This is a genomic window from Pantoea sp. SGAir0184, assembly GCF_043544755.1.
On record NZ_CP028051.1, the window covers coordinates 527586 to 550563 of the forward strand.

Annotated in this window: 23 protein-coding genes; 16 read left to right on the forward strand and 7 right to left on the reverse strand. The window is 58.3% G+C overall.

What is annotated here, in order from left to right; translation table 11 throughout:
- Positions 1–5 precede the first annotated feature (5 nt).
- On the reverse strand, positions 6–1628 hold the full coding sequence (locus C1N60_RS22590) for a TIGR04028 family ABC transporter substrate-binding protein (protein ID WP_104093335.1): 1623 nt from the start codon (positions 1626–1628) through the stop codon (positions 6–8).
- Between the two features lie 418 nt (positions 1629–2046).
- Between C1N60_RS22590 and C1N60_RS22595 the strand changes: the two genes are divergently transcribed.
- The 8 genes from C1N60_RS22595 (at position 2047) to C1N60_RS22630 (ending at position 9683) form a co-directional block, all read left to right on the forward strand.
- On the forward strand, positions 2047–3042 hold the full coding sequence (locus C1N60_RS22595) for an MsnO8 family LLM class oxidoreductase (protein ID WP_058770234.1): 996 nt from the start codon (positions 2047–2049) through the stop codon (positions 3040–3042).
- Between the two features lie 12 nt (positions 3043–3054).
- Entirely contained in the window at positions 3055–4191 is a 1137-nt protein-coding gene (locus C1N60_RS22600; protein WP_394521847.1) for an amidohydrolase, read from the forward strand.
- Between the two features lie 79 nt (positions 4192–4270).
- Entirely contained in the window at positions 4271–5584 is a 1314-nt protein-coding gene (locus tag C1N60_RS22605) for an LLM class flavin-dependent oxidoreductase (RefSeq protein ID WP_260640919.1), read from the forward strand.
- Between the two features lie 17 nt (positions 5585–5601).
- Positions 5602–6534 (forward strand): ABC transporter substrate-binding protein, encoded by a 933-nt coding sequence (locus C1N60_RS22610; protein ID WP_058781522.1) that lies wholly within the window; start codon positions 5602–5604, stop codon positions 6532–6534.
- A gap of 9 nt (positions 6535–6543) precedes the next feature.
- Positions 6544–7056, forward strand: a complete 513-nt coding sequence (locus tag C1N60_RS22615; protein ID WP_021509059.1) for a GNAT family N-acetyltransferase — start codon at positions 6544–6546, stop codon at positions 7054–7056.
- A gap of 11 nt (positions 7057–7067) precedes the next feature.
- Positions 7068–7994, forward strand: coding sequence for an amino acid ABC transporter permease (locus C1N60_RS22620; RefSeq protein ID WP_021509060.1), 927 nt, complete (start codon positions 7068–7070; stop codon positions 7992–7994).
- A complete protein-coding gene (locus C1N60_RS22625) occupies positions 7978–8772 on the forward strand; it encodes an amino acid ABC transporter ATP-binding protein (protein ID WP_021509061.1) in 795 nt (264 codons plus the stop codon). The genes C1N60_RS22620 and C1N60_RS22625 overlap by 17 nt, the downstream gene beginning before the upstream one ends.
- A complete protein-coding gene (locus C1N60_RS22630; protein WP_394521848.1) occupies positions 8772–9683 on the forward strand; it encodes a transporter substrate-binding domain-containing protein in 912 nt (303 codons plus the stop codon). The genes C1N60_RS22625 and C1N60_RS22630 overlap by 1 nt, the downstream gene beginning before the upstream one ends.
- Positions 9684–9800: 117 nt before the next feature.
- On the opposite strand, the gene C1N60_RS22635 is transcribed toward C1N60_RS22630, so the two are convergent.
- Positions 9801–11159 carry a putative bifunctional diguanylate cyclase/phosphodiesterase gene (locus C1N60_RS22635; protein WP_125310504.1) on the reverse strand — a complete coding sequence of 453 codons (1359 nt, stop codon included), beginning with the start codon at positions 11157–11159 and terminating at the stop codon, positions 9801–9803.
- A 372-nt stretch (positions 11160–11531) separates the two neighbouring features.
- Here C1N60_RS22635 and C1N60_RS22640 point away from each other — a divergent pair, with 372 nt between their 5' ends.
- The 4 genes from C1N60_RS22640 (at position 11532) to C1N60_RS22655 (ending at position 15693) form a co-directional block, all read left to right on the forward strand.
- Positions 11532–12092, forward strand: coding sequence for a non-canonical purine NTP pyrophosphatase (locus tag C1N60_RS22640; RefSeq protein ID WP_010618047.1), 561 nt, complete (start codon positions 11532–11534; stop codon positions 12090–12092).
- Complete coding sequence (locus C1N60_RS22645) at positions 12089–12883, forward strand: SIR2 family protein (protein ID WP_010618046.1); 795 nt, start codon at positions 12089–12091, stop codon at positions 12881–12883. Before C1N60_RS22640 ends, C1N60_RS22645 begins: the two co-directional genes overlap by 4 nt.
- A 76-nt stretch (positions 12884–12959) precedes the next feature.
- Positions 12960–13289: a YebG family protein gene (locus tag C1N60_RS22650; protein ID WP_058775925.1), complete on the forward strand. Its 330-nt coding sequence runs from the start codon at positions 12960–12962 to the stop codon at positions 13287–13289.
- A gap of 463 nt (positions 13290–13752) precedes the next feature.
- The gene (locus tag C1N60_RS22655; RefSeq protein WP_394521849.1) at positions 13753–15693 is read left to right on the forward strand and encodes a methyl-accepting chemotaxis protein; all 1941 of its coding nucleotides are present in this window, start codon (positions 13753–13755) and stop codon (positions 15691–15693) included.
- Between the two features lie 72 nt (positions 15694–15765).
- Here the strand turns inward: C1N60_RS22655 and cybB are convergent, their stop codons facing one another.
- Both cybB and C1N60_RS22665 read right to left on the reverse strand, forming a co-directional pair.
- Positions 15766–16305 (reverse strand): cytochrome b561, encoded by a 540-nt coding sequence (cybB, locus tag C1N60_RS22660; protein ID WP_031280003.1) that lies wholly within the window; start codon positions 16303–16305, stop codon positions 15766–15768.
- Positions 16306–16392: 87 nt separating this feature from the next.
- Complete coding sequence (locus C1N60_RS22665; RefSeq protein ID WP_394521850.1) at positions 16393–16881, reverse strand: MarR family winged helix-turn-helix transcriptional regulator; 489 nt, start codon at positions 16879–16881, stop codon at positions 16393–16395.
- Positions 16882–16991: 110 nt separating this feature from the next.
- Between C1N60_RS22665 and C1N60_RS22670 the strand changes: the two genes are divergently transcribed.
- Together C1N60_RS22670 and C1N60_RS22675 are read left to right on the forward strand one after the other, a co-directional pair.
- Complete coding sequence (locus C1N60_RS22670; protein WP_394521851.1) at positions 16992–18140, forward strand: MFS transporter; 1149 nt, start codon at positions 16992–16994, stop codon at positions 18138–18140.
- A gap of 80 nt (positions 18141–18220) precedes the next feature.
- Positions 18221–18649 (forward strand): nucleotide triphosphate diphosphatase NUDT15, encoded by a 429-nt coding sequence (locus C1N60_RS22675; protein ID WP_394522004.1) that lies wholly within the window; start codon positions 18221–18223, stop codon positions 18647–18649.
- Here C1N60_RS22675 and C1N60_RS22680 read toward each other — a convergent pair.
- On the reverse strand, positions 18646–19392 hold the full coding sequence (locus tag C1N60_RS22680; protein ID WP_222952109.1) for an SDR family oxidoreductase: 747 nt from the start codon (positions 19390–19392) through the stop codon (positions 18646–18648). The two genes, C1N60_RS22675 and C1N60_RS22680, sit on opposite strands and share 4 nt — an antisense overlap.
- Before the next feature lie 99 nt (positions 19393–19491).
- On the opposite strand from C1N60_RS22680, the gene C1N60_RS22685 reads away from it, so the two are divergent.
- Positions 19492–20436, forward strand: a complete 945-nt coding sequence (locus C1N60_RS22685) for an AraC family transcriptional regulator (RefSeq protein ID WP_394521852.1) — start codon at positions 19492–19494, stop codon at positions 20434–20436.
- A gap of 202 nt (positions 20437–20638) precedes the next feature.
- Positions 20639–21766 carry a DDE-type integrase/transposase/recombinase gene (locus tag C1N60_RS22690; protein WP_196368259.1) on the forward strand — a complete coding sequence of 376 codons (1128 nt, stop codon included), beginning with the start codon at positions 20639–20641 and terminating at the stop codon, positions 21764–21766.
- Between the two features lie 258 nt (positions 21767–22024).
- Here C1N60_RS22690 and C1N60_RS22695 read toward each other — a convergent pair whose 3' ends face one another.
- Positions 22025–22396, reverse strand: coding sequence for a RidA family protein (locus C1N60_RS22695; RefSeq protein WP_394521853.1), 372 nt, complete (start codon positions 22394–22396; stop codon positions 22025–22027).
- 10 nt (positions 22397–22406) lie between these two features.
- Entirely contained in the window at positions 22407–22871 is a 465-nt protein-coding gene (locus tag C1N60_RS22700; RefSeq protein ID WP_150360313.1) for a GNAT family N-acetyltransferase, read from the reverse strand.
- Positions 22872–22978: the final 107 nt, after the last annotated feature.

Here is a 22978-nt window from a genome sequence, read left to right on the forward strand (position 1 = left end):
TCCTCTCAATGTTTTTCCAGCCATGCGCCGTAGAACGACGGTCGGCCTACGGCTTCAAAGCTCACGCCCTTCAGCCACGGCGCGCCGGCAAACACCTGCGGCTCTTCAAAGATCGGGATCACATAAGCCTGATCCAGCAGATAACGCTGGGCGTCTCCGGTGAGCGCCAGACGTTTCGCCGGATCGACTTCGGCCGAGATCGCCACCAAAAGCTTGTTGAGTTGGTCGTCACGGAAATGCCGGACTTTGTCGCTGGAGCCGCCTTTTTGCAGCAGCGCATCGCGGTTGGCGGGATAAAACATGCTCTTCACCACGTCCGGGTCGGCGCGGCCCACTTCCGAGACCGTGAGCGGGGTTTTTAGCGGATCGAGGTTGTCCAGCGTGCGGCTGCCGGCGTCACCGGCTTTCACCGTGAGCTGGACGCCAACCTGACGCCACTGCTGGGCCACCAGCTGCAGCACTTCTTTGTTCTGCGGCTGCGGCAGCGATTCATACACGGTCAGGGCCAGCTTTTGCCCCGCTTTGGCGCGGATGCCGTCGCTGCCGGGCTGCCAGCCAGCCTCATCAAGCAGTTGCCTGGCGCGGGCGGGATCGTATTTCAGTTTGTCCGCGAGGTTGACATATCCGGCGGCCGAGGCGGCGAGTACCGAGGTGGCCTGCGGATAGTTAGGTGAAAACAGCGTTTGCACCACCTGCTGCGCGTTGGTCGCGTGCAACAGCGCCTGACGTACACGCAGATCGCTGACCAGCGGGTTATCCGGGCGGAAGCTGATGCTGTCGTTGACGCCACGCGTCGGCGCAGCGTAAACCGGGAACGCCTGCTGCTGCGCCTGTTTTTCGTCATACGCCTGCACCTGGCGAATAAAATCGGCCTGACCGGCCAGCAGCGCGCCGATGCGCACGCTATCTTCCGGTGTGACGATAAATTTGATGCCAGCCAGATTCGCCGGTCCCTGCTGGGTGCTGTTTTTCGGTCCCCACTGGTAATCTTTGCGCGCGGTTAAATCCACTTCCCGCCCGAGCTTTTCATCGCTGACCACAAATGGCCCGGAGCCAATAATATGGCGCGCATCGCCGAGTTGATCGAAACTGCGCTGCAGCGTGCTGAGCGAAACCAGTCCGGAGCCAATGGTGGCCGTGCCCTGTAAAAATCCAGGTGAGGGCTGTTTGAAATAAAACTTCACCGTCTGGGGATCAATCACTTCGCTGCGTTCGTAATTATTAATCACTTCAGACACCGGCAGGCGCTGGGCTTTATTACCGAGTCCGTAAGTATCAAAGTTTTTCGCCACGGCATTCGCATCCAGCGGCGTGCCATCGGAAAAGGTGACGCCAGGACGAATTTTAAAGGTGTATTCCGTTTTATCCGCGTTGCTGCTCCAGCTTTCGGCAATCCACGGTTCCACCTGCAGCGTTTTCGGATTTTGCCACGTCAGTTTGTCGGTGATCTGATTAAGAATGCCGCCGTTGGGATAAAAACCCCCGGCCGGCGGATAAAGATTGGTATGTGCCTGCTGTTCCAGATAAATCAGCGTGCCGCCTTTGACCGGCGTCTCCGCCGCGTGGGCGCTAAATATCCCTGTCAGCAGGGCTAAGCTCAGCGCCCGCAAGTGAAAATGCGTCTTCATGATGATTTCCTTTGTTATCAAGTGCCCGGTGGGCTGAAATCATCATCAAATGTGCAACCCGTGAGTTGAACCAATGAATTGCACTAAGCTTTTGCGAAAATAACAAAAGCGGAGAATTAATTGTATGCCGCAATTACCGGGTTGTTTTCCTGGCTCGATAAAAATTGTTTTTTCTCAACCTGAAAACCTGCACTGAGGTTATTGCTGCTGCGGATCATTACCGGCTCGCGTAATGTTAACCCGACAGAAAGCGAAATCCGCTTTACGAAAAATCAGGCTTTCATCCACCAGTATTATGACTATTTCTCATTTCCTGAATCGCTTTGCCGATTTAGTTGTTTTACGAAATATAAATCTCCCCGCCACACTAAGCGCCATATTCATCGCAACCCTATTCATCGAAATAAGGAACAGGCGCATGTCATACCGACTGAGTTTGCTCGACAAATCACCGATTGCAGCAGGTGAGAGCGCCACGCAGGCCCTGCATCGCACACTGCAGCTGGCTCAGCGCGCGGAAGCCTGGGGTTATCACCGCTTCTGGCTGGCGGAGCACCATAACAGCGACCAGCTGGCGAGTCCTTCGCCGGAATTGTTGATTGCCTGGATTATTGGCCAGACCCGGCATATCCGCGTGGGTTCCGGCGGCGTGATGTTGCAGCACTACAGCCCTTATAAAGTGGCGGAAAACTTCAACCTGCTGGCTGCCCTGGCACCTGGACGTATCGACCTGGGCGTGGGGAAAGCGCCCGGCGGATTGCCGCTTTCCACCCGCGCGCTGCAGCTGGGGGTGCACCAGCAGGAAAAAGGCAGCTTTGCCGAACAGCTGGCGCTGCTGGATAGCTGGCTCAGTGTGCCGCCGGTGGGGGATGAGGAGATCCTGCGCGCCACGCCGCAGCCGCCGCGTCCGGCCAATCGCTTTCTGCTCGGAGCCAGCGAAGCGAGCGCCCGACTGGCGGCAGAGCTCGGCTGGCAGCTGGTGTTCGCCGCACACCACAACGGCGATCCGCAATTGATGGCACAGGTGCTGAACAGCTATCGCCAGCACAGTCAGGGTCAGCGTGCGCTGGTGGCGGTGCAGGTGGTGGTGGCGGATTCGCCGGCAGAAGCTGACCTGCTGGTCGACACACTGCGCATTTATCACGTCAGCGTGACGGGCGGACAGAGCGTTAACGTCGGCAGCATTGAACAGGCTGAGCGCTATGTGCGTCAGGGCGGCTTCAGTGACTACGTGATTGAGCCACGCACGCCGTCGCTGCTGAAAGGGACCGCGGCACAGGTGCACGCGCAGCTTGATGCGCTGCACCAGCGCTACGGCATTGAAGAGTTTGTTATTGATACGCCGGTGGCGGAGGAGCAGGCGCGGGTGAAATCCCTCGAACTGCTGGCGACGCATCGTCTGGTTAGCGCCTGACCGGGAGGTCCTGTGACGATAGTAAGCGAACAGCAGCTGATTGACTGGCGGCGCGAGCTGCACAGCTGGCCGGAACTCTCCGGTCATGAAGTGGAAACCAGCGCGCGGCTGCGCCGCTGGCTGCAGCAGGCTGACGTGCGCCTGCTGGATTATCCGTTGCACACCGGCGTGGTGGCGGAAGTAGGTCAGGGCGCGCCCCTGATTGCCCTGCGTGCCGATATCGATGCATTACCGATCCATGAAGCCACCGGGCTGCCTTTTCGTTCACGGCAAGCCGGCGTCATGCACGCCTGCGGTCACGATGTGCACAGTGCAGTGATACTGGGTGCCACGCTGCAGCTGAAAACACGGGAAGCTCAGCTACCGGGGCGGGTGCGCATCCTGTTCCAGCCGGCGGAAGAGATTGCTCAGGGCGCGCGCCAGTTCATCGACGCGGGGGTGCTGGATCAGGTACAGGCGATTTTTGGCATGCACAACGAACCGGGTTTGCCCACGGGCACCTTTGCCACGCGCAGCGGTGCGTTTTACGCAAACGCCGATAAATTTGTGGTGCGCGTGCACAGCACCCGCGCGGACGTGAACAGCATCCTGGTCGCCAGCCAGATTATTCAGGCGCTGCAATCCCTCACCAGCCGCAGCTTTAATACGCTGGACAGTCTGGTGCTGAGCGTCACGCGGATTGATGCGCACAGGCACGACGGTCAGCCGACGGCTGAAGCGGAATTTGGCGGCACGGTGCGTACGCACGATAAACAGGTGCGCGCGCAGCTGGAGCAGCGTGCACGCGAGGTGGTGGTCAATATCGCCGCCGCCAGCGGTGCCACGGCCACCTTTAGCTGGCATCCGGGACCGCCGGTGCTGGAGAACGACGCCCACTGGGCACAGTTTGCCAGTCAGGTGGCGCAGCAGGTGGGTTATCAGGTGCAACATGCTGAGCTACACCTTGGCGGCGAAGATTTCGCTTATTACCTGCAGCAGCTCCCTGGCGCGTTTGTCAGCATTGGCAGCGCCAGTGAATTTGGCCTGCATCACGGTGGCTTCAACCCCGATGAAGCGCTGATCGCCCCGGCGGCACACTACTTTAGTCAGCTGGCGCAACAGGCATTGCAGCAGCTAAACGCGCGATGTCGCGACGCCATCCTTAACTGATTTCCTTCCATTTCTGGCAGCGCTGTACGGCGATAAGGCTATCGCCGGCAGGCTGCGCCATGAGCAAAGAGAGACGATTATGACTGCAAGACAACTGCGCCTCGGCACCATTCTGCACGGCGCATCTGGCAACATGTCCGCCTGGCGTCATCCGGCGGCGCAGGCGGATGCCAGCATCAGTTTTGATTACGCCCGCCGTATCGCCCGTAAAGCCGAGGCTGGCAAACTGGATTTCCTTTTTGTCGCCGATGGCCTGTTCATCAATGAGAAATCGATCCCGCACTTTCTTAACCGCTTTGAACCGCTGACGCTGCTGTCGGCGCTGGCCGGCGTCACCGAGCATCTCGGCCTGGTCGGTACGGTGTCCACTTCCTACAGTGAGCCGTTCACCGTCGCCCGCCAGTTCGCCAGTCTCGACCATCTCAGCGGCGGGCGCGCGGGCTGGAATGTGGTGACATCGCCGCTGGAGGGCTCGGCAAAAAACTTTTCGCGTCAGCAGCATCCCGAGCATGCGCTGCGCTACCGCATCGCCGACGAGTACCTGCAGGTGGTGAAAGGGTTGTGGGATTCCTGGGAAGAGGGCGCGTTTGTGCGCAACAAAGCCAGCGGTCAGTTCTATGCGCCTGACAAACTGCACACGCTGAATCATCACGGTGATTTTTTCCAGGTACAGGGGCCGCTGAACATTGAGCGCACGCCGCAGGGCCGGCCGATTATCTTTCAGGCGGGCGCCTCGGAAGATGGCCGCAAGCTGGCGGCGCGTCATGCCGATGCCATCTTCACCCATCAGCCAACGCGCGAAGAGGCGCAGGCGTTCTACCGGGATGTGAAGCAGCAGCTGGTGGCGAACGGGCGTGAACCGGGCGATCTGCACATTTTCCAGGGCGTCAGTGTGATCGTGGGGGAGAATGACGCAGACGTCGAGCGCCAGTACCAGACCACCGCGGCGCTGGTCTCGATTGAGGATGCACTCAACTACCTTGGTCGCTTCTTTGACCATCACGACTTCTCGCAGTATCCGCTCGACCAGCCGTTCCCGGACATTGGCGATATTGGCCAGAATAGCTTTCGTAGCACCACCGACGAAATCAAACGCAAAGCGCGCGAACACGGCCATACGCTGCGCCAGGCGGCGCTGGAAGCCGCAACGCCGCGTCCGCTGTTTCACGGTACGCCACAGCAGGTAGCGGATGGTCTGCAGCTGTGGTTCGAAACCGAAGCCACTGACGGTTTCATTATTCAGGGCGGCACGCCGGACACCTTCGAGCGTTTTGTTGATCAGGTGATTCCGGTTCTCCAGGCGCGCGGCCTGACGCGTCGCGAATACCCGGGCAGCACGCTGCGCGCCAGCTTTGGTCTGAAACAACCGCTCAACCAGTTCACACCACAATAACGATGAGAAAACACGCTATGCAGAAAAAATCCCTGATTGTGCTGCTGTTACTCAGCCTGAGCAGTGCGGCACTGGCCGAGGACGTGGCCGTCAATGGTCAGCAGGTGAGTCTTGCCGCCAATAAAACGCCCATCAACACGCCAGAGAATCCTGCCGCCGTGGCGCAAATTCCGGCGGGCCACAAATTTGCCGTGCCGGGATCGTTCACCGTGGCGGTGGCGGCACTCAACTCGCCGCCGCTCACGGTATTCAGCGACGACAATAAAACGCTACTGGGCAGTGAGGTGGATATCGCGCGTCTGGTGGCCGACAGCCTCGGGCTGAAGCTCAACATCGTGCCCACCTCGTGGGAGGACTGGCCGCTGGGCGTGGCATCGGGCAAATATGACGCGGCGATCACCAACGTGACGGTGACCAAAGATCGTAAACAGCGTTTTGATTTTGCCACCTACCGCAAAGATTCGCTGGGCTTCTATGTGAAAACCAGCAGCCCGATTACCTCGCTGAGCAAGGCAGAAGATATCGCCGGCCTGCGCATCATCGTCGGCTCCGGCACCAATCAGGAGGCCATCCTGCTGGCCTGGGATAAAGAGAATCAGGCTAAGGGACTGAAGCCTTTCACACCGGTTTATACCAAAGATGACGCTGCGCAGACGCTGGCGCTACAGGCCGGGCGTGCCGACGCTTACTTCGGCCCTAACGTGATTGGCGCGTGGAAAGCGGCGCTGACCAAAAAGACCCGGCTGGTGGGCAGTGTGGACGGCGGCTGGCCGAAGGCGGCGCACATCGCGGTGACGGTGAAGAAAGACAACGGGCTGGTGCAGCCAATCAATACCGCGCTCAACGGCGTGATCAAAAACGGTGACTACGACAAGGTGCTGAACCGCTGGGGTGAAGGCGTGGAGCGTCTGGATCGTTCCGAGATCAATCCGCCCGGACTGGGCGATTAAGGAGGCGGCATGAGCCAGCAATTTTTCCGCGAAGTGTCACCGGAAGCGCCGGAGCTGCAGCCGATTCTTGACGGTCTGTTTGGTGAATATGCAGCACGCTACGGCGATTTCTTCAGGAAGCACAATGAAGTTGAGCTGACCGAGTGGTATCTGCCGCCGCGCGGGCTGTTTATCGTGCTGGAGCGCGACGGTGAGATCATCGCCATGGGCGCCTACAAACCGTGGGATGCTACCACCGCCGAACTGAAGCGCATCTGGACGCGGCGTGACCTGCGCCGTCAGGGACTGGCACTGCTGATTCTGCAGGAGCTGGAGCGCCGGGCGCTACGCGCAGGCTATCAGCGCGTGTTTCTCACCACCGGTTTTCGTCAGCCGGAAGCGGTACAGCTGTATATCGGCCACGGCTATCAGCCGCAGTTTGAGCTGCGCGAAGATATGGAGATTTACGGCCAGCCGCCGCACGATGGCCGGCTGCGTTTTCTCAAAGTGATTGATGTGCACAACGTGGCGCAGGCCAGCTAAGGAGAGCCACCATGAGTAAGCAACAACCTTTGACCGTGGTGCCGGCACGCTATCCGGCGCGTACCGTCGGTGCCATCATCGCGCTATTTATCCTTGCGGCGGTGATCGATTCCGTGGCCTTTAATCCGCGCTGGGAGTGGAGCGTGTTTGCCCGCTGGTTTTTCGATCCGGTGATCCTTAATGGCCTGGGGCAAACGCTGCTGCTGACGCTGTGCGGCACGCTGCTGAGCCTGATATTCGGCGGCCTGCTGGCCCTGGCGCGGCTCTCATCATCGTGGCTGCTGAGCACGCTGGCGTTTGGCTATATCTGGCTGTTTCGCTCGCTGCCGCTGATTGTGGTGCTGATTATTCTGTATAACTTCTCGTACCTGTACGACACGCTGTCGTTCGGTATTCCGTTCACCGCCCTGTCGTGGGGGCACTTCCAGACCATCAACGTGCTCGGCCAGTTCCCGGCGGCGGTGATTGGCCTGACGCTGGTGCAGAGCGCGTACAGCGCGGAGATTATTCGCGGCGGGTTTCTCGGCGTCGATCACGGCCAGTTTGAAGCCGCTTCGGCGCTGGGATTATCGTCGTCGCGCCGCACGTTTCGCATCATTCTGCCGCAGGCGCTGCGCGCGATTATTCCCACCACCTTTAATGAGATCATCAGCCTCGCCAAGGGCACCTCAATGGTGTATGTGCTGGCGATGCCCGAGCTGTTTTACACCATCCAGATGATCTACAACCGCACCCAGCAGGTGATCCCGCTGCTGATGGTCGGGGCGGCCTGGTATCTGATCATCACCACCGTACTGTCGCTGCTGCAGCACAGCGTCGAGCGCTGGCTGGCACGCAGCGTCACGCGTGAACCGCAACCTTCGCGCTGGCGCCAGTGGCGCAACCGCAGCGTGAACCCTGCCGTCAACGAGGAGCTGTCTCATGTCCGAAGCCATTGATTACCGCTATCTGCATACCACCGGCGCCATCAGTATTACCGGCGTCAGCAAGACGTTTGGCCGGCATAAAGCGCTGGATGAGGTGTCGCTTGAGCTGGCTCCCGGTTCGGTGACGGTGATCCTCGGGCCGTCCGGTTCTGGCAAATCGACGCTGCTGCGCACCATCAATCATCTGGAGCGCGTGGATGAAGGCTTTATTCAGATCGATGGCGATTACATCGGCTACCAGCGGCGCGGCGATAAACTCTATGAGCTGAAAGAGAAGGCGATTTTGCGGCAGCGCATCAACGTCGGCTATGTGTTCCAGAACTTCAATCTGTTTCCGCACCTGACGGTGCTGGAAAATCTGATTGAAGCGCCGATTGCCCATCGTCAGCTGTCGCGCCGGGCAGCGATCGATCGCGCCGGTGAGCTGCTGGATGTGGTCGGCCTGCGGCACAAAGCCGATGCCTGGCCGCGGCATCTCTCTGGCGGCCAGCAGCAGCGCATTGCGATTGCGCGTGCGCTGATGCTTAACCCGCGCGTGATGCTGTTTGATGAGCCGACTTCGGCGCTCGACCCGGAACTGGTGGGCGAAGTGCTGGATGTGATTAAAAAACTGGCGCGATCCGGCACCACGCTGGTGATTGTCACGCACGAGATCGGCTTTGCGCGCGAAGTGGCGGATAACGTGGTGTTTATGGTTGACGGGCGCGTGGTTGAGCAGGGCAGCAGCCAGCAGGTGCTAAATCAGCCGCGTCATGAGCGCACCAAACGTTTCCTCGCCAGGGTGCTGTAATGAAGCCGGTGATTATACTCGCGCTGACGGGTGCGGTGCTGGCGGCACCCGCGACAGGTGCGCAACAGCTGGACGCCAGTCACAACGAAACGCCGATCACCATGGCGGCCAATCCGCAGGCGATCGCGAAGATCCCCGCCGGATTTCATTTTGTTCACCCCGGCTATTTAACCGTCGCCACTTCAGCCAATAATTCACCGCCGATTGGTCTCTGGGCGTCCGATAATAAAACGCTGATCGGCAGCGACCCGGACATTGCGCGCCTGCTGGCCGACAGCCTCGGTCTGAAACTCAGGCTGGTGCCGGCGGCCTGGGAGGACTGGCCGCTGGGCATCACGGCAGGGCGCTATGATGTGGCGATGTTTAATATCGCGGTGACCGAGGAGCGCAAGCAGAAGTTTGATTTCGCCACCTATCGCGCGGATAACCACGCCTTCGCGGTGAAAGCGGACAGTAAAATCAGCGCGATTCGTCGCCGGGAAGACGTGGCCGGCAAACGGATTAACGTGGGCTCCGGTACCAATCAGGAGCGAATATTACTGAGCTGGGATGAGAAGAATCGGGCGCAGGGCCTGGCCCCGGTGCAGCCGATTTATCTCAACGATGATGCCTTCGCCACGCTGGCGCTGCTCTCTGGCCGGGCCGATGCGTCATTTGGCCCGCAGGCCATGGCGGCGTGGAAAGTGGCTTCGCGCGGGCAAACCAAAATTGTCGGGCACGGACCGTTTCGCGCCTGGGTGGCGGTCACGACGAAGAAGGGCAATGGCCTTGACGTCGCGCTGCAGCAGGCGATCAACGGCGCTATCGCTGGTGGCCAGTACCACCAGGTGCTGGCAAGATGGGGTGAAGAGGGCGAGGCGGTGGAGATTTCGCAGGTTAATCCGCCCGGGATTGTTTATCAGGATAATTAGGGCGGGGTGGTCAGGCGCACGGTGTGGTCACCATAAATGGCGACCCTACAGCTCGCACGGGCTTTCGTAGGGTGCGCATTGCTGCGCACTGGCTTAAAAAATGAAGGCTCGCCCGGTTTACCCTGCTTTTTTTATCCACTGCAATGCTTCGGCGGCGGGCAGCGGGCGGGCAAAATGGTAGCCCTGGAATAAATGGCAGCCCTTATTGCGCAGGTGCTCGAAATACTCCTCGCTCTCAATGCCTTCCGCCAGCACGTTCAGCCCCATCGCGCGCGACAACTCAATGGTCTTTTGCACCACAATCGCCGCCGATTCGTTTTCAAAAATGTGCATGATCAGGGATTTATCAATCTTAATATCATCAATAGCGAAATCACTCAGCGACTTAAGCGAAGAGTAACCGACGCCGAAATCGTCGATCGCCCACTTAATCCCTAACTGGCTGAAGTGGTTAATGACATCCCCAATGCGCTGCTGATCGTAAATAAAGGTGGTCTCGGTAATTTCAAACTTCAGCCGCTCGGGACGGATTTTGTAATGCGACAGCGTCAGCAGCGTGTCATGGGTAAAGTCGCGGTGCATCAACTGCAGCGGGCTGATATTGATGGAAAACACCAGCGGGGGCAGCCGCAGCACGCGATCCCACTCAACGATTTGCTGCAGCATGCGCTCCAGCACCCACTTGCCGATATCGATAATCAGCCCGCTTTTTTCGGCTACCGGAATAAACACTTCCGGCGAGATAAAGCCTTTCTCCGGGTGCTTCCAGCGCAGCAGCGCTTCAAAACCGATGAGATTTTTGTCGCCATCGACCTGCGGCTGGTAATAGAGCTCCAGCTGCTGGCGCTCAATGGCGGACGCGAGCTCGCGCTTGATAAGATCGGTGGCGGAATAATTGCCGCCATAGGTAAACACGGTCGACAGCAGTGCCGTCACCGGCACTGCACAATTGAAAACGGTAAAAACGGCTTCCTGCGGAATATTCAGATGAAAACGATTATTTTCCCAGATCAGACCGGTGGTGACAAAAAACAGATAACACAGCAGGCACAGCAGCGGAAATATTTTACTCAGATAAAAGGATTGCTGGCGCAACACCAGCGCCGAACCTACGATCAAGGCCACCAGATAGTTATATTCTGAACGCTTGCCGGCAGCGTGATGATTATCCACCAGCAACAGCACGATGATGGTAAATAATAACGCATGGGTAATGATCGCCAGATGCCGCTCCAGCCGGTCGCTGAAGGCGCCGATGATGATGTAGCCCCCCAGCGCTATACTGGCGATATACAGACAGCCAATGTCATGATGACCGCGACTGAAATTCAGGGTTGCCATAAAGATACCAGCCACGATACTGGCGACGCCGGCAATCAGCAGCGTCAGGCGGAGCTTTTTTTCCGGGCTATCACCCTGCAGAATGAAGGGCAGATTACGGATGCGCGACCAGGCTGAACTCAACAAAGGGTTCATAAACGGTTCCGGGTTTTATTGTCATGACGCGTGAAGGTGTAAACGCCACATAATATATTTAAGCGAGACGACTGTCATAATTGTTTTCAGATTATTTGCGCGTTAAGCGCGGATTTTTATATTTGACATAAGCGGCGTCAAATAGCGCTATTAACGCATTCAGGCGCAATATTTAACGCCGCCAGCGATAAGCGATGCGCTATACCGGCGAAGGCGCGCGCAGCGCGGCCCGATTGTTCCTCGCCAGTGACGTCGCCGCAGAGTAGAATGACCACGCGGCGCGGCGACAGCGTGCCGGACAATAACAGCCGGAACCGCAGCCGGATACGCGTCACCAGGTTGGACTAACCCACTTTCAACATACTGATTGCAATGAAAATTCGTTTCTTATCTGCTAATGAACTCAAGCTGGCCGAGGTGCGTACCATCCTTGAGCCGGTGGGTGTCGAAGTGGTGCCCATTGCGCGCCGTATTGAAGAGATTCAGACCGAAAATGAGGTGGAGCTGGTTCGTGACAAACTGACTAAAGCCTTTTCAATCATTGGCCGCCCGCTGTTTGTCGAGCATACCGGTCTGTATCTGGATGGGCTCAATGGCCTGCCCGCCGGTCTGACGCGCATCTTCTGGAGCCGGCTGAACGCAGAACGCTTTACCAAACTGGTAAACGGGCTGGACAGCCCGGGCGTGACCGCCAAAACCGTTCTCGGCTACTGTGACGGGCGCAAAATGTACCAGTTTGAAGGCCAGCTGCGCGGCACCATTGCACGAGAGCCGGCGGGGCCGCGTGAGTTTCAGTGGGACTGTGTGTTTATCCCCGAAGGGCACACCCAGACGTTCGCTGAAATGGGCGAACTGAAAAACGAAATCTCGATGCGCCGCCTGGCGCTGGATCGCTTTGCCACCTTTCTGAAAACTTCGCGGGGACTGGCATGAAACCGGAACTCAAACGCGCTTACGATGCCGGCAAACTGATTCTGTTCGCCGGTGCGGGCATCTCACGCAATCTCGGACTGCCGGAGTGGCACGAGCTGATTGCACATCTGGCTAATGAGCTGGGCTACGATCCGAAGATCTTCAATACCTATGGCACCCATTTGTCGCTGGCGGAGTATTACAAACAGCGCAAAGGCTCGCTCGGCCCGCTGCGCAGCTGGATGGATCGCGAGTGGCACCGTCCGGACATCGACGTACGCAGCTCTGAAATCCACACCATGATCACTCAGGGCAATTTCTCGCGCATCTATACCACTAATTACGACCGCTGGCTGGAGATGGCGCATGAAGCGCACAACGTGCCGTACAGCAAGGTCGCTAATGCCGCCGATCTGGTGTCGCTGACCGAAGATAAGCGCCATATTATTAAACTCCATGGCGATTTTGACGATGATACCTCCATCGTGCTGGACGAGAGCAGCTACTTCGAGCGGCTCTATTTTGACTCGCCGCTGGATATCAAACTGACCCATGATGTCATGGGTAACTCCGTGCTGTTTGTTGGCTACAGCATCAGCGATTTCAATATCCGCCTGCTGTTTTATCGCCTGACCAAAATGTGGGGCCGCACCGGGCTGGCGACCGCACGGCCTAAATCCTACCTGTTCACCAACCGTAATAATCCGGTGGCGAAAGAGGTACTGGGGCAGTGGGGCATTGAAATGATCGTGTCTGAAGAGGACGATCCGCGCAAAGCGCTGGCAACCTTCCTCGAAGAGCTGCTGGCTTAAATGGCAAGCAGAAAACCGTTGGCTAAAAAAGCTGAATGAAATATACTGTATATAAACACAGTAAATGAGGTGCATCATGGCAGTCGAAACCAAATATGTTGTGGTCAGAAAGGGTGAAGAGAAGATGACGTTTGCCAATAAAAAAGACGCAGATGCATGGGACAAAATGCTCGATATGGCCGACGCGTTCACCGACTGGCTGCAGCAACATCAGCCAGCGATGGATGAGGCCCAGGCAGAAGCGCTGGGTATGCTGCTGGCCGAACAGAAAGACGCGGTGCAACACATTCTGCGCACCAGCAAACTGCCGGACGCGGTGAAAGACAGCGGCGAAACCGCTGCTGACGACAGCGATACGGCTGCGCCGGAAAAAGAGAAGAAGGTGCGTGCGGTCAAAGCCGCCTGAGGAACAGCGCGTTCGCTTTGCACTGCTGCTGAATCCGGGCCAGCCTCTGCGCTGGCCTGAGAACCGTGCTAACGATCAGTGCGTGAAAAGAGAGAAGGTGCCTGAGTAGTAACTGACCATCCACGCCACATACACCAGCCAGACCACCATTAACCCTGCCAGACTCAATTTACCTGCCATGTTGCATTCCTCTTGTTATGCGGCGCGTTACGCCCGTACGCAATAACCTGACAGCACAACGAAGTGGCGATCTTGCGCCAGATCAAATTCCTTCTTTTTTACTGCATCGTCTTAGCGTTTTTAATGGCGACTCAACGCCGCAACAGCGGTTGATGGTTTTCTGATCGGACCTGCCAGGCCATCAAGTTCCCGGATTGTGCGCCGATAGAGTGATTACAGGGATGCAGGTGCACAGGGCGTGATTCTTTTTCAGTAATAAAGTGTCAACACCAGGAGCGCCGACATGGCCACAACCATATCTAATAAGAAAAAAATGAGCACCCGCACACAAATGCTGCTGACGGGCGCCTTAACCATCACCCTCGGCTTCGCCGTGACTATCGGCGTGCTCAGCTGGCAGTCCAGCAATGAGCAAAAATCGCTGGCGGAAAGTTACTTACAGCAGATTGCACAGAGTCAGGCGCTGCAAATCCAGCAGGAGCTAAGTTACGCACGCGATGTCGCACACAACCTCGGCCACAGTCTGATTGCCCTGCCGGCTGCCGGCGTGCAGGACCGCAAAGTGGCCGATAAGCTGCTGGTCTCTGCACTGCGTGATAATCCGGACTATCTCTCTATTTCGGTCATCTTCGAAGAAAACGCATTTGACGGACGCGATGCTGAGTTTGCCTCTCAGGCTGGCGCGGCACCTAAAGGACGTTACGCCTATTTCGTCGATCGCGACCAGGGCGGCAATTTTGCCCTGCATCCGCTGACCTCAATCTTTACGCCGGGCCAGGGCGATTACTATCTGCTGCCGCAGAAAAGCCAGAAAGATACGCTGATCGAACCTTATAGCTATGCCTATAACGGTGTGCCAACGCTGCTGACCTCGGTGGCCGCGCCAATTATCAGCCAGGGCAAACTGTGGGGCGTGGTGACGTCCGATATCTCACTGGCGTCACTGCAGGAAAAAGTGAACAGCATCAAACCGTGGGAAGGCAGCGGTTACGCCATGCTGCTCTCGAGCGCGGGCAATGTGGTGTCTTATCCGGACAAAAGCCAGACCAGCAAAGCCTGGAAGGGCGACACACATAATTTCAGCAGTACGGTCACCGAACAGCATGACGCTATTCTGGGCGAGGATGCGCTGGTAGCCTGGCGGCCGGTGGTGATCGGTAACAGCGATCAGAAATGGTATCTCGGCGTGGTGGCCCCGGTGAGCAAGGTGATGGAAGCGGCGCACCGTCAGCTGATTAACGCGGTGATTTTAATGGTGATCAGTATCCTGGTGGTGTGCGCACTGCTTGGGCTGGTATTTAGTCGCAAAGTGCTGAAGCCGATTGGCGGTGAGCCACTGACCGCAGCCACCATTGCGCTGGCGGTGGCCGATGGCAAACTGGATAACGCTATCCCGCTGAAAGCGCGCGACAGCAGCAGTCTGTTCTTCGCCTTGCACACTATGCAAAATCAGCTGCGCGAGATTGTCGGGCAGATTCAGGATGCCAGCGCGTCGGTGCGCCAGGGCGCAGGTGAAATCGCCAGCGGCAACCTCAACCTCGCGTCACGTACCGAAGAGCAGGCGGCCGCACTGGAACAAACTGCCGCCAGCATGGAGCAGATTACTGCGACGGTGAAACACAACGCTGCTAACGCGCATCAGGCGACGACGCTGACCGATAACGCGACGCACATCGCCAGCCGCGGTGAGTCACTGGTGGGCCAGGTGGTGCAGACCATGGCGCAAATCGACGACAGCGCGAAGAAAATCGGCGACATCACTGCCATTATCAACAGCATCGCCTTCCAGACCAACATTCTGGCGCTCAACGCCGCGGTTGAAGCGGCGCGCGCCGGGGAACAGGGACGCGGTTTTGCCGTGGTGGCGTCGGAAGTGCGTAATCTGGCACAGCGCAGCGCCAATGCGGTGAAGGATATCGCTGCGCTGATTGAAGAGTCCGGTCAGCGCGTCGGTAGCGGTGTGCAGCTGGTGCAGGATGCCGGTAAAACCATGCAGGAGATGACGCAGGCGGTGAACTCGGTGCGCACCATTATCGGCGAGATTGTTACCGCGTCAGACGAGCAGGCGCGCGGCATCAGCCAGGTAACGATCGCGGTAAACGAGATGGATGGCACCACCCAGCAGAACGCCGCGCTGGTCCAGCAGATGTCAGCCGCCGCCAGTTCGCTGGAAGACCAGGCGGCACAGCTGGCGCATACCGTGGGACGTTTTCACCTCAGCTGAGGTCGGTGACCGATCGCCGGCACGCTGCGTAAATCAGGACGGTCGCCACGTCAGGCGACCGTCTTATTCCTTTCATCCGTTTCGCCGTGACGGCATCATGCGCAGCAACGTATTGTCTTTAATCAGATAATGATGCACCAGCGCGGCCGCCGCGTGCAGACCAATCAGCCAGTAGCCGTATGGCGCGAGGGTTTCGTGCCAGTCGCTCAGCATATCGGCAAAGTCGGGATCCGGGCTGGCGCTGACCGGCATCGGAATCGCAAAAATCCACCAGTTACGGCCCATGTAGAAGCGCGAAAGGATGCCGAGAATCGGCAGTACGATAAAGAACAGATAGATCGCCAGATGCATCAGATGCGCCAGTCCGGTTTGCCAGTGCGGCGGCTGGGGTTCGATTTTCGGGCTGCGATGGCGAAAACGCAGCACAATGCGTGACAGCATCAGCAACAGCACACAACTGCCGGCGCTGAAATGTCCGACGATCATGGTATAACCTTGCCAGGATCCGCGCGTGAATAAGCCGCGAAACTCCATGGTGCAGTAAGCGGTGGCCACCAGTACCAGCGTCAGCCAGTGAATAAAGATTTGCGCAGGGGCATATTTGTTACGCATAGCCAGTCCGAAAATAAGCGGTGTGGGATGCTTAACATAGCGAAAAACGCGCTGAATTAATTCATTTTTTGCCACATCCCGTTCGGCTTACTGTTCGGCTGCCTGCAACAGCTGACGCAGCAGGGCGGCAAGCTGCTGCTGCTGCCGATCGTCCAGCGTGGCCAGCAGCGCGTTCTGCGTTTGCGTATGCATCTGCAGCGCCTGCTCAATCTTTGCCAGGCCGGCCGGCGTCAGCATCACCAGCGTGCTGCGCTTATCATCGGCATCGGCAACACGCGCAATCAATCCCTCTTCTTCCAGCCGGTTAAGCCGGTTGGTCATGGCACCGGAGGTGACCAGCAGCGATTTGTAGAGCTGCGTGGGCGATAGGCGGTAAGGTGCGCCGGCACGCCGCAGTGTCGCCAGCACATCAAATTCGCCATCGCGAAAACCAAAGGGCGCCAGCGCCTCAGCGCGCTTTTTCGCCAGATGCTTCATCAGGCGCAGCATGCGGCCAAAAATCGCCATGGAAGAGGCGTCCAGCTCCGGCATGGCGCTGGCCCATTGCGCAACGACAAAATCTACGTGGTCAGTCATGTTAATTCTCATCAGTTCACGGCGGGCAATGTGTCGCTTTGTGCGCACCCGCTATCGTTCTTCCGCAAAGTATCTTAACGTTAAGATACTTTGGCGTATGGAGACAGAATGTGAATCGTACCTTACCTGCTATTGGCTTGTTTGCTTTACTGGTTTTTGTGGTGGCGCTGAATTTGCGTCCGGTGATGGCGGCCATCGGACCGCTGTTCCTGCAACTGCAGCACGATGCAGGGCTCAGTGCCACGCAGCTGAGCCTGCTGACGACGCTGCCGGTCATTATGATGGGGCTGGCGGCGCTGGCCGGGCCGCTGCTGCTGCGCAGGCTGGGTGAAGCGCGCGGCATTACCGCTGGCCTGATAGTGCTGGTGCTCGCGGGTGGCGCGCGTGGCGTTGATCACAGTGCCACCATGCTAACCGCCAGCGCGCTGCTGGCCGGCTGCGGCATCGGGCTGATCCAGGCGCTGATGCCCGCGCTTATCAAACGTCACTTCGCCTCGCGTGCCGGTACGTTAATGGCACTGTTCACCACCGGTATTATGGCCGGAGCCGCAGTGGCCGCTGCCAGCGCCGCGCCGCTCGCCAGCCATGCCGGACTGACGATTGCCCTGATGCTGCCGTCGCTACCGGCGCTGATCGCATTGATTCTGTGGCTGTGCCTGCAGCCTGTGACCACAAGAGTAAACACGCCACCGGCCGGCGGCGTACACCGCACGCGGCGCGCCTGGCTGTTGATGCTGTTTTTTGGCATCGGCACCGGTGCATACACGCTGGTGCTGGCGTGGCTGCCACCATTTTACATGCAACACGGCTGGCTGCCGGCGCAGAGCGGCTACGTGCTGGGCGCATTAACCCTGACCGAAGTCGCCGCCGGATTTATGCTCTCCGCGCTGATTCATCGCTGCCGCGATCGCCGCTGGCCGCTGCTGCTGGTGCTGGCTTCCATCCTGCTGGGGCTGATCGCACTGCTGTGGCTGGGCGGCGAACGCGCCTGGTTGCCGACGCTGCTGCTGGGATTGGGGATTGGTGCGCTGTTTCCGCTATCGCTGATCGTCACGCTTGATCATGCCCGCACGCCAGAAGAAGCCACTGCGCTGCTGTCGTTTGTGCAGGGCGGGGGCTATATGCTGGCCGCGCTGATGCCGCTGATAGCCGGCATTGTGCGCGATCGCGCGGCATCACTCGACAGCGCGTGGCAGATCATGGCGGCGGGCGTGCTGCTACTGATGCTGATGGCGCTGCGACTCAAACCCCAGCGATAACGGCAGGAAACCATTGTCAGACGGAATACGCTGTTTTATAAACCGTGCAGAGTGAGAGGATCGATAAATCAGGAGCAATGATGTCCCCACAGGTCGGTGTTGGCGTATTAATTTTCCGCGATGGCAAGCTGTTGCTCGGCCAGCGTAAAGGCAGCCACGGTGCCGGTGACTGGTCGGCGCCGGGCGGCCATCTGGAGTTTGGTGAATCCCCGGAAGCCTGTGCGCGGCGGGAAGTGCTGGAGGAGACCGGTTTACTGCTGCACAGCGTACACAACGGCGCCTTCGTCAGCGATGTGTTTCCGGCGGTCAACCGGCACTATATTACACTGCTGATGGTAGCGCCGAACGCCAGCGGTGAGCCGCAGCTGCGGGAACCGGATAAGTGCGCAGGCTGGCACTGGTTCGCGCCTGAGGCGCTGCCTGAACCGTTGTTTGCCCCGCTGCAAAGCTGGCTGGCGCGCGACGGTCTGGCAGCACTGCAGGCGCTGGCCCAGCGCAAAGATCGCTAACCGTATTGCTTCATCGAGGCTTCGGCATCTTCTCCGGCCGGGATGCGCATCGGTGCGGCGGGATCGGTCGCGGCACGCCACACGGCAGCGGCAACGTCCTGTGCTTTAGTGGTTGGCTGGGGCTGCTGCATGCCGGCGATGATGCCATCAAACATCGGCTGGTAAGGCTCGAGCAAGGTGTTTTCCATGCGCGGCCGGGCATTTTTGCCAAAGTCGGTGGTGGGAGCCATCCCGGGTAATACCAGTTTCACCTGAACATTAAAGGGCTGCAGTTCCAGCGCCAGCGACTCGGTAAAGGCGTTGACGGCCGCTTTGCTGCCGGTATAAACCGCCAGCAGCGGCAGAGATTTCAGCGTCACCGTCGAGGTCACATTGATCACCATGCCACTGTTTTTAGCGCGAAACTGCGGGATGACCGCCTGCGTCATGGCGATGGTGCCCAACGTGTTGGTTTCAAACACCTCCCGTACCGAGGACATCGGCGCGCCTTCCAGCGAAGTTAATAAACCGATGCCGGCATTGTTGACCAGCACATCAATCTCTCCTGCTTCAGCCAGCGTTTGCCTGATGCTGGCGGCATCGGTGACATCCAGTGGCAGCAGGCGCAGATGGGCGGATTCAGGAAACAGTTCGGCGCGCGGGGTGCGCATGGTGGCGATGACTTTCCAGCCGCGCTCCAGAAACCAGAGCGCGGTAGCATGACCAAAACCAGAAGAGCAGCCGGTGATTAAAATGGTTTTCATGGTTCACTCCTGCATTGCGTTGGGTAAGAGCTCACTATAGAGTGCCACTACCGGACTCACTACAACGTACAGTCCTGGTTTCATTTGCAGGAGTCCATTATGATCGATCCGCTCGCCGAAATGGTGTCACTGTTACAGCCCGGGGCGGCTTATTCCAAACGCGCGCGTGCCAATGGATTATGGCGTGTGCAGCGCAGTGAGACCGGCCAGCCGTTTTACTGCGTGGTGCTGGAGGGGCGCACCCGGCTGGAAATGAAAGGTCATCCTCCGGTTGCGCTTGAGCAGGGGGATTTTGTCCTGATTCCGGCTGCGTGGGAGTTTTGCATGACCAGCGAGCAGCCACCGGCCGCAGATGCGCCTGATTCGATGCCGGAGATGCTTGCGCCGGGCGAAGTGTGGCTTGGCGATCGGCAGCAGCCAGCCGAGGTACAGACGCTGATTGGTTACTGCCAGTTTGCCGCACCCGACGCGGGATTGATTGTCTCGTTACTGCCACAGTTTATTCATGTGCGTGGCGCATCGCGCCTGACCACGCTGGTGCAGCTGGTCAGGGATGAGTGCCGTGCACAGCGTCCGGCACGGCAGATCGTGCTGGAACGTTTGCTGGAATTACTGCTGATCGAGGCGCTGCGCGCAATGCCCGCGGCGAATGCATCGCCTGGTGTGATGCGGGGACTGGCCGATGAGCGGCTGGCCGGGGCGATTCGCGCCATCCACGCCAGGCCTGCCCATGGCTGGACGGTACCCCAGCTGGCGAAACACGCGGCGCTATCGCGCTCGGCGTTTTTCGTACGTTTTCGCGATGCAGTGGGCATGGCGCCGATGGCGTATCTGCTGACGTGGCGCATGGCGCTGGCGAAAAATCTGCTGCGCAGCAGCCGCCTGTCAGTGGCCGACGTGGCTGAACGGGTGGGTTACCGCTCTGCCAGCGCCTTCAGCATCGCTTTCACCCGCTTCACTGGCCAGACGCCGAGCGGCTTCGCTGGCGCGGAACGGCGCAGCGGCACCGCAGAAGCTGAGCCAGCAATCACCCGGGTAAGTTAATCACGCCCGGGGCAGCCGCCAGCGTAAAACGTGTCGCCATAAAACGTGCAATGCCGTTCAGTTCAAAAATACCCTGTTAATGCCGGTGCGCATCAAGGTACAAACCGGCCACATGGGTAACACTTTAGACCGGGCACATGGGTAACAGTTATAAACGGCATAGCAGAGGAGACTCACTATGCCCTGGACTGAGACTGTTACCATGCAACGCCTTGAATTCATCCTCGCCTGCCAGGCAGGCGGGGAATCCATGACGCAGCTGTGTCACCGCCACGGCATCAGCCGCAAAACCGGCTACAAGTGGCTCAGCCGCTTTAACCCCGGCGAGCTCTCCTCGCTTGAAAATCTCTCCCGCGCCCGCCATCTCCAGCCCGATAAAATCGCCCCCGACATCGCCGCGCGCCTTGTTCAGTTCCGCCAGCAGCACCCCGACTGGGGGCCAAAAAAAATCCGCCACTGGTTCCTCAGCAACGGCGCTGACTTCATCGTGCCCGCCGCCAGCACCATCGGCGACCTGCTGAAGGCGGCGGGAATGGTGCAGCCGCGGACGCCGCGTAAGCGAACGCCGGGCAACCTGCGCAGTCTCACGACACCCGTGAGGAATAACCACGTCTGGAGCGCTGATTTTAAAGGGCGCTTCCGCCTGAAAGACGGCAGCTGGTGCCGCCCCTTCACGCTCACCGATAACCACAGCCGCTACCTGCTGTCCTGCGAGCCGGGCACGTCGGAGACCACGGTGTTCGTGCGCGGCTGCATGGAAAAGGCCTTCCTGGAAGGCGGGCTGCCCGACGTTATCCGCACCGACAACGGCTCGCCCTTCGTTGCGCCGGGCATCCTCGCGCTGACGCAGCTGAGCGTGTGGCTGATAAAACTGGGGATACAGCCGGAAAGAACCGCGCCGGGCTGTCCGGGGCAGAACGCCCGCCACGAGCGGATGCACCGGTCGCTGAAGGTCGCCATGAGCCATCACGACGTCTTTGGCTCGCTGCCAGAGCAGCAGGCGTGGTGCAGCGGATGGCGGAACGAGTTCAATCAGGAAAAGCCGCATGAGGCGCACGGGCAGCAGCCGCCCGCAAAAATATGGACGCCTTCACCGCGGAAATGGAACGGAAAAGTGCCGGAGGTGGGTTATCCGGAGGGGGCGAAGCTGTACAAAGTCGGTGAAAAAGGCGACCTGAGGCTGAACGGGCGGACCTTCCTGAGCGCAGCGTTACGGGGCGAGTACGTGCGGTTCCTGGAAGTGGACGACGGCATTGACGTCATCCTCTTCGACAGGCTCATCCTTGCGTATTATGACCGGGCAGAAAAGCGTATTATCCGGATCGACTGACCACAAAAAGTGTTACCTGTGTGCCCGGTCTGATCTGTTACCCATGTGCCCGGTCGTACCTCAATGCGCACCCTACAAAACCGTGCCGTTACCCGGCAAGGCCACCATTTACGGTGACCCAAAACACATTATAAAACCGTGCAATTAACCCGTAGGGTCGCCATTTATGGTGACCAGGTAAAACTTGTGAAGGCAACAGACGACCTACAAGAATCGTTTTAAATCAAAGCATCGTTAAAACAAAGAATTACAACTTCATCACAGAGCAATAATTGCTTCAATTTCGATTTTCAGATCGGGGCAAAACAGCTGGCTAATCTGCACCAGTGAACTGGCGGGCAGGTGTTCGCCATAATGCCGGTAAAGCACGTCGCGCAATGCATTTATATCGGTAAATGAAGTGATAAAAATCGTCACTTTAATTAGATTTTTTAGCGAAGTATTCTCCTGTGCGGCGAGCAAATGTAGCTGCTGAAAAATCACTTCTGCCTGCGCAGCAATATCCGCCTGCTGCGCCGTTGTTGCGAAGGCAGTCAGACCCGAAACGTAAAGCGTGTCGCCATGCTTCACGGCGTGCACGTAAGGCGCTTTCACTTCGCCCAGTTCTGGATAGTTTTTACGTACCAACATCTTCTTTTCCTTAAAAGATTTCCCTTCGCATCACGCTAACCTGTTCTGACGACACGATGCGCTGCTCGATTTCCTGCCAGCCATAGCGACGGTAAAATGCCTGCTGATCCGGCGTATACAGCCACAACTCTGGCATGTGGCGCTGGCGAGCTTCTTCAATTAAACGCAATACCAAAGCAGAGGCCACGCCTTTACCGCGGTGTGCCGCGACAGTCAGTACTTCGCCCATCCAGAACTGGCGTTCATGGATGTCATCAAGCTCGTGAAGAATCGTGCTGGCAGTGGCAAGCACTTCATTTTCTGCATTCAACGCGACCAGCGTAAACGTTTTTGCCGGATGCGCGTTGCGCATCAGCAGGCGTTGACGTATGGCGCTCCGATCGCGCCAGTGAGAAAACCCGGACCACTCCTGATGAAGCATAGTTGCCACCGTATCCAGCAACTGCGGGCACTGGCTCAGTAAACTGATATTCATTGTTATCCCTCCGCGACAACCCGAGGGATAACACAGCGTGGTGGTAAAGACTACCGTTAATATGTCGCTACACTATCGCGTTAAGCCGTTTTCACCGGTCAGCCAAT

Coding starts and splice junctions, on each gene's coding strand:
- C1N60_RS22590 (WP_104093335.1), bottom strand. CDS start 1,628: ATGAAGACGCATTTTCACTTGCGGGCGCTGAGCTTAGCCCTGCTGACA.
- C1N60_RS22595 (WP_058770234.1), top strand. CDS start 2,047: ATGTCATACCGACTGAGTTTGCTCGACAAATCACCGATTGCAGCAGGT.
- C1N60_RS22605 (WP_260640919.1), top strand. CDS start 4,271: ATGACTGCAAGACAACTGCGCCTCGGCACCATTCTGCACGGCGCATCT.
- C1N60_RS22610 (WP_058781522.1), top strand. CDS start 5,602: ATGCAGAAAAAATCCCTGATTGTGCTGCTGTTACTCAGCCTGAGCAGT.
- C1N60_RS22615 (WP_021509059.1), top strand. CDS start 6,544: ATGAGCCAGCAATTTTTCCGCGAAGTGTCACCGGAAGCGCCGGAGCTG.
- C1N60_RS22620 (WP_021509060.1), top strand. CDS start 7,068: ATGAGTAAGCAACAACCTTTGACCGTGGTGCCGGCACGCTATCCGGCG.
- C1N60_RS22625 (WP_021509061.1), top strand. CDS start 7,978: ATGTCCGAAGCCATTGATTACCGCTATCTGCATACCACCGGCGCCATC.
- C1N60_RS22630 (WP_394521848.1), top strand. CDS start 8,772: ATGAAGCCGGTGATTATACTCGCGCTGACGGGTGCGGTGCTGGCGGCA.
- C1N60_RS22635 (WP_125310504.1), bottom strand. CDS start 11,159: ATGAACCCTTTGTTGAGTTCAGCCTGGTCGCGCATCCGTAATCTGCCC.
- C1N60_RS22640 (WP_010618047.1), top strand. CDS start 11,532: ATGAAAATTCGTTTCTTATCTGCTAATGAACTCAAGCTGGCCGAGGTG.
- C1N60_RS22645 (WP_010618046.1), top strand. CDS start 12,089: ATGAAACCGGAACTCAAACGCGCTTACGATGCCGGCAAACTGATTCTG.
- C1N60_RS22650 (WP_058775925.1), top strand. CDS start 12,960: ATGGCAGTCGAAACCAAATATGTTGTGGTCAGAAAGGGTGAAGAGAAG.
- C1N60_RS22655 (WP_394521849.1), top strand. CDS start 13,753: ATGGCCACAACCATATCTAATAAGAAAAAAATGAGCACCCGCACACAA.
- cybB (WP_031280003.1), bottom strand. CDS start 16,305: ATGCGTAACAAATATGCCCCTGCGCAAATCTTTATTCACTGGCTGACG.
- C1N60_RS22665 (WP_394521850.1), bottom strand. CDS start 16,881: ATGACTGACCACGTAGATTTTGTCGTTGCGCAATGGGCCAGCGCCATG.
- C1N60_RS22675 (WP_394522004.1), top strand. CDS start 18,221: ATGTCCCCACAGGTCGGTGTTGGCGTATTAATTTTCCGCGATGGCAAG.
- C1N60_RS22680 (WP_222952109.1), bottom strand. CDS start 19,392: ATGAAAACCATTTTAATCACCGGCTGCTCTTCTGGTTTTGGTCATGCT.
- C1N60_RS22685 (WP_394521852.1), top strand. CDS start 19,492: ATGATCGATCCGCTCGCCGAAATGGTGTCACTGTTACAGCCCGGGGCG.
- C1N60_RS22690 (WP_196368259.1), top strand. CDS start 20,639: ATGCAACGCCTTGAATTCATCCTCGCCTGCCAGGCAGGCGGGGAATCC.
- C1N60_RS22695 (WP_394521853.1), bottom strand. CDS start 22,396: ATGTTGGTACGTAAAAACTATCCAGAACTGGGCGAAGTGAAAGCGCCT.
- C1N60_RS22700 (WP_150360313.1), bottom strand. CDS start 22,871: ATGAATATCAGTTTACTGAGCCAGTGCCCGCAGTTGCTGGATACGGTG.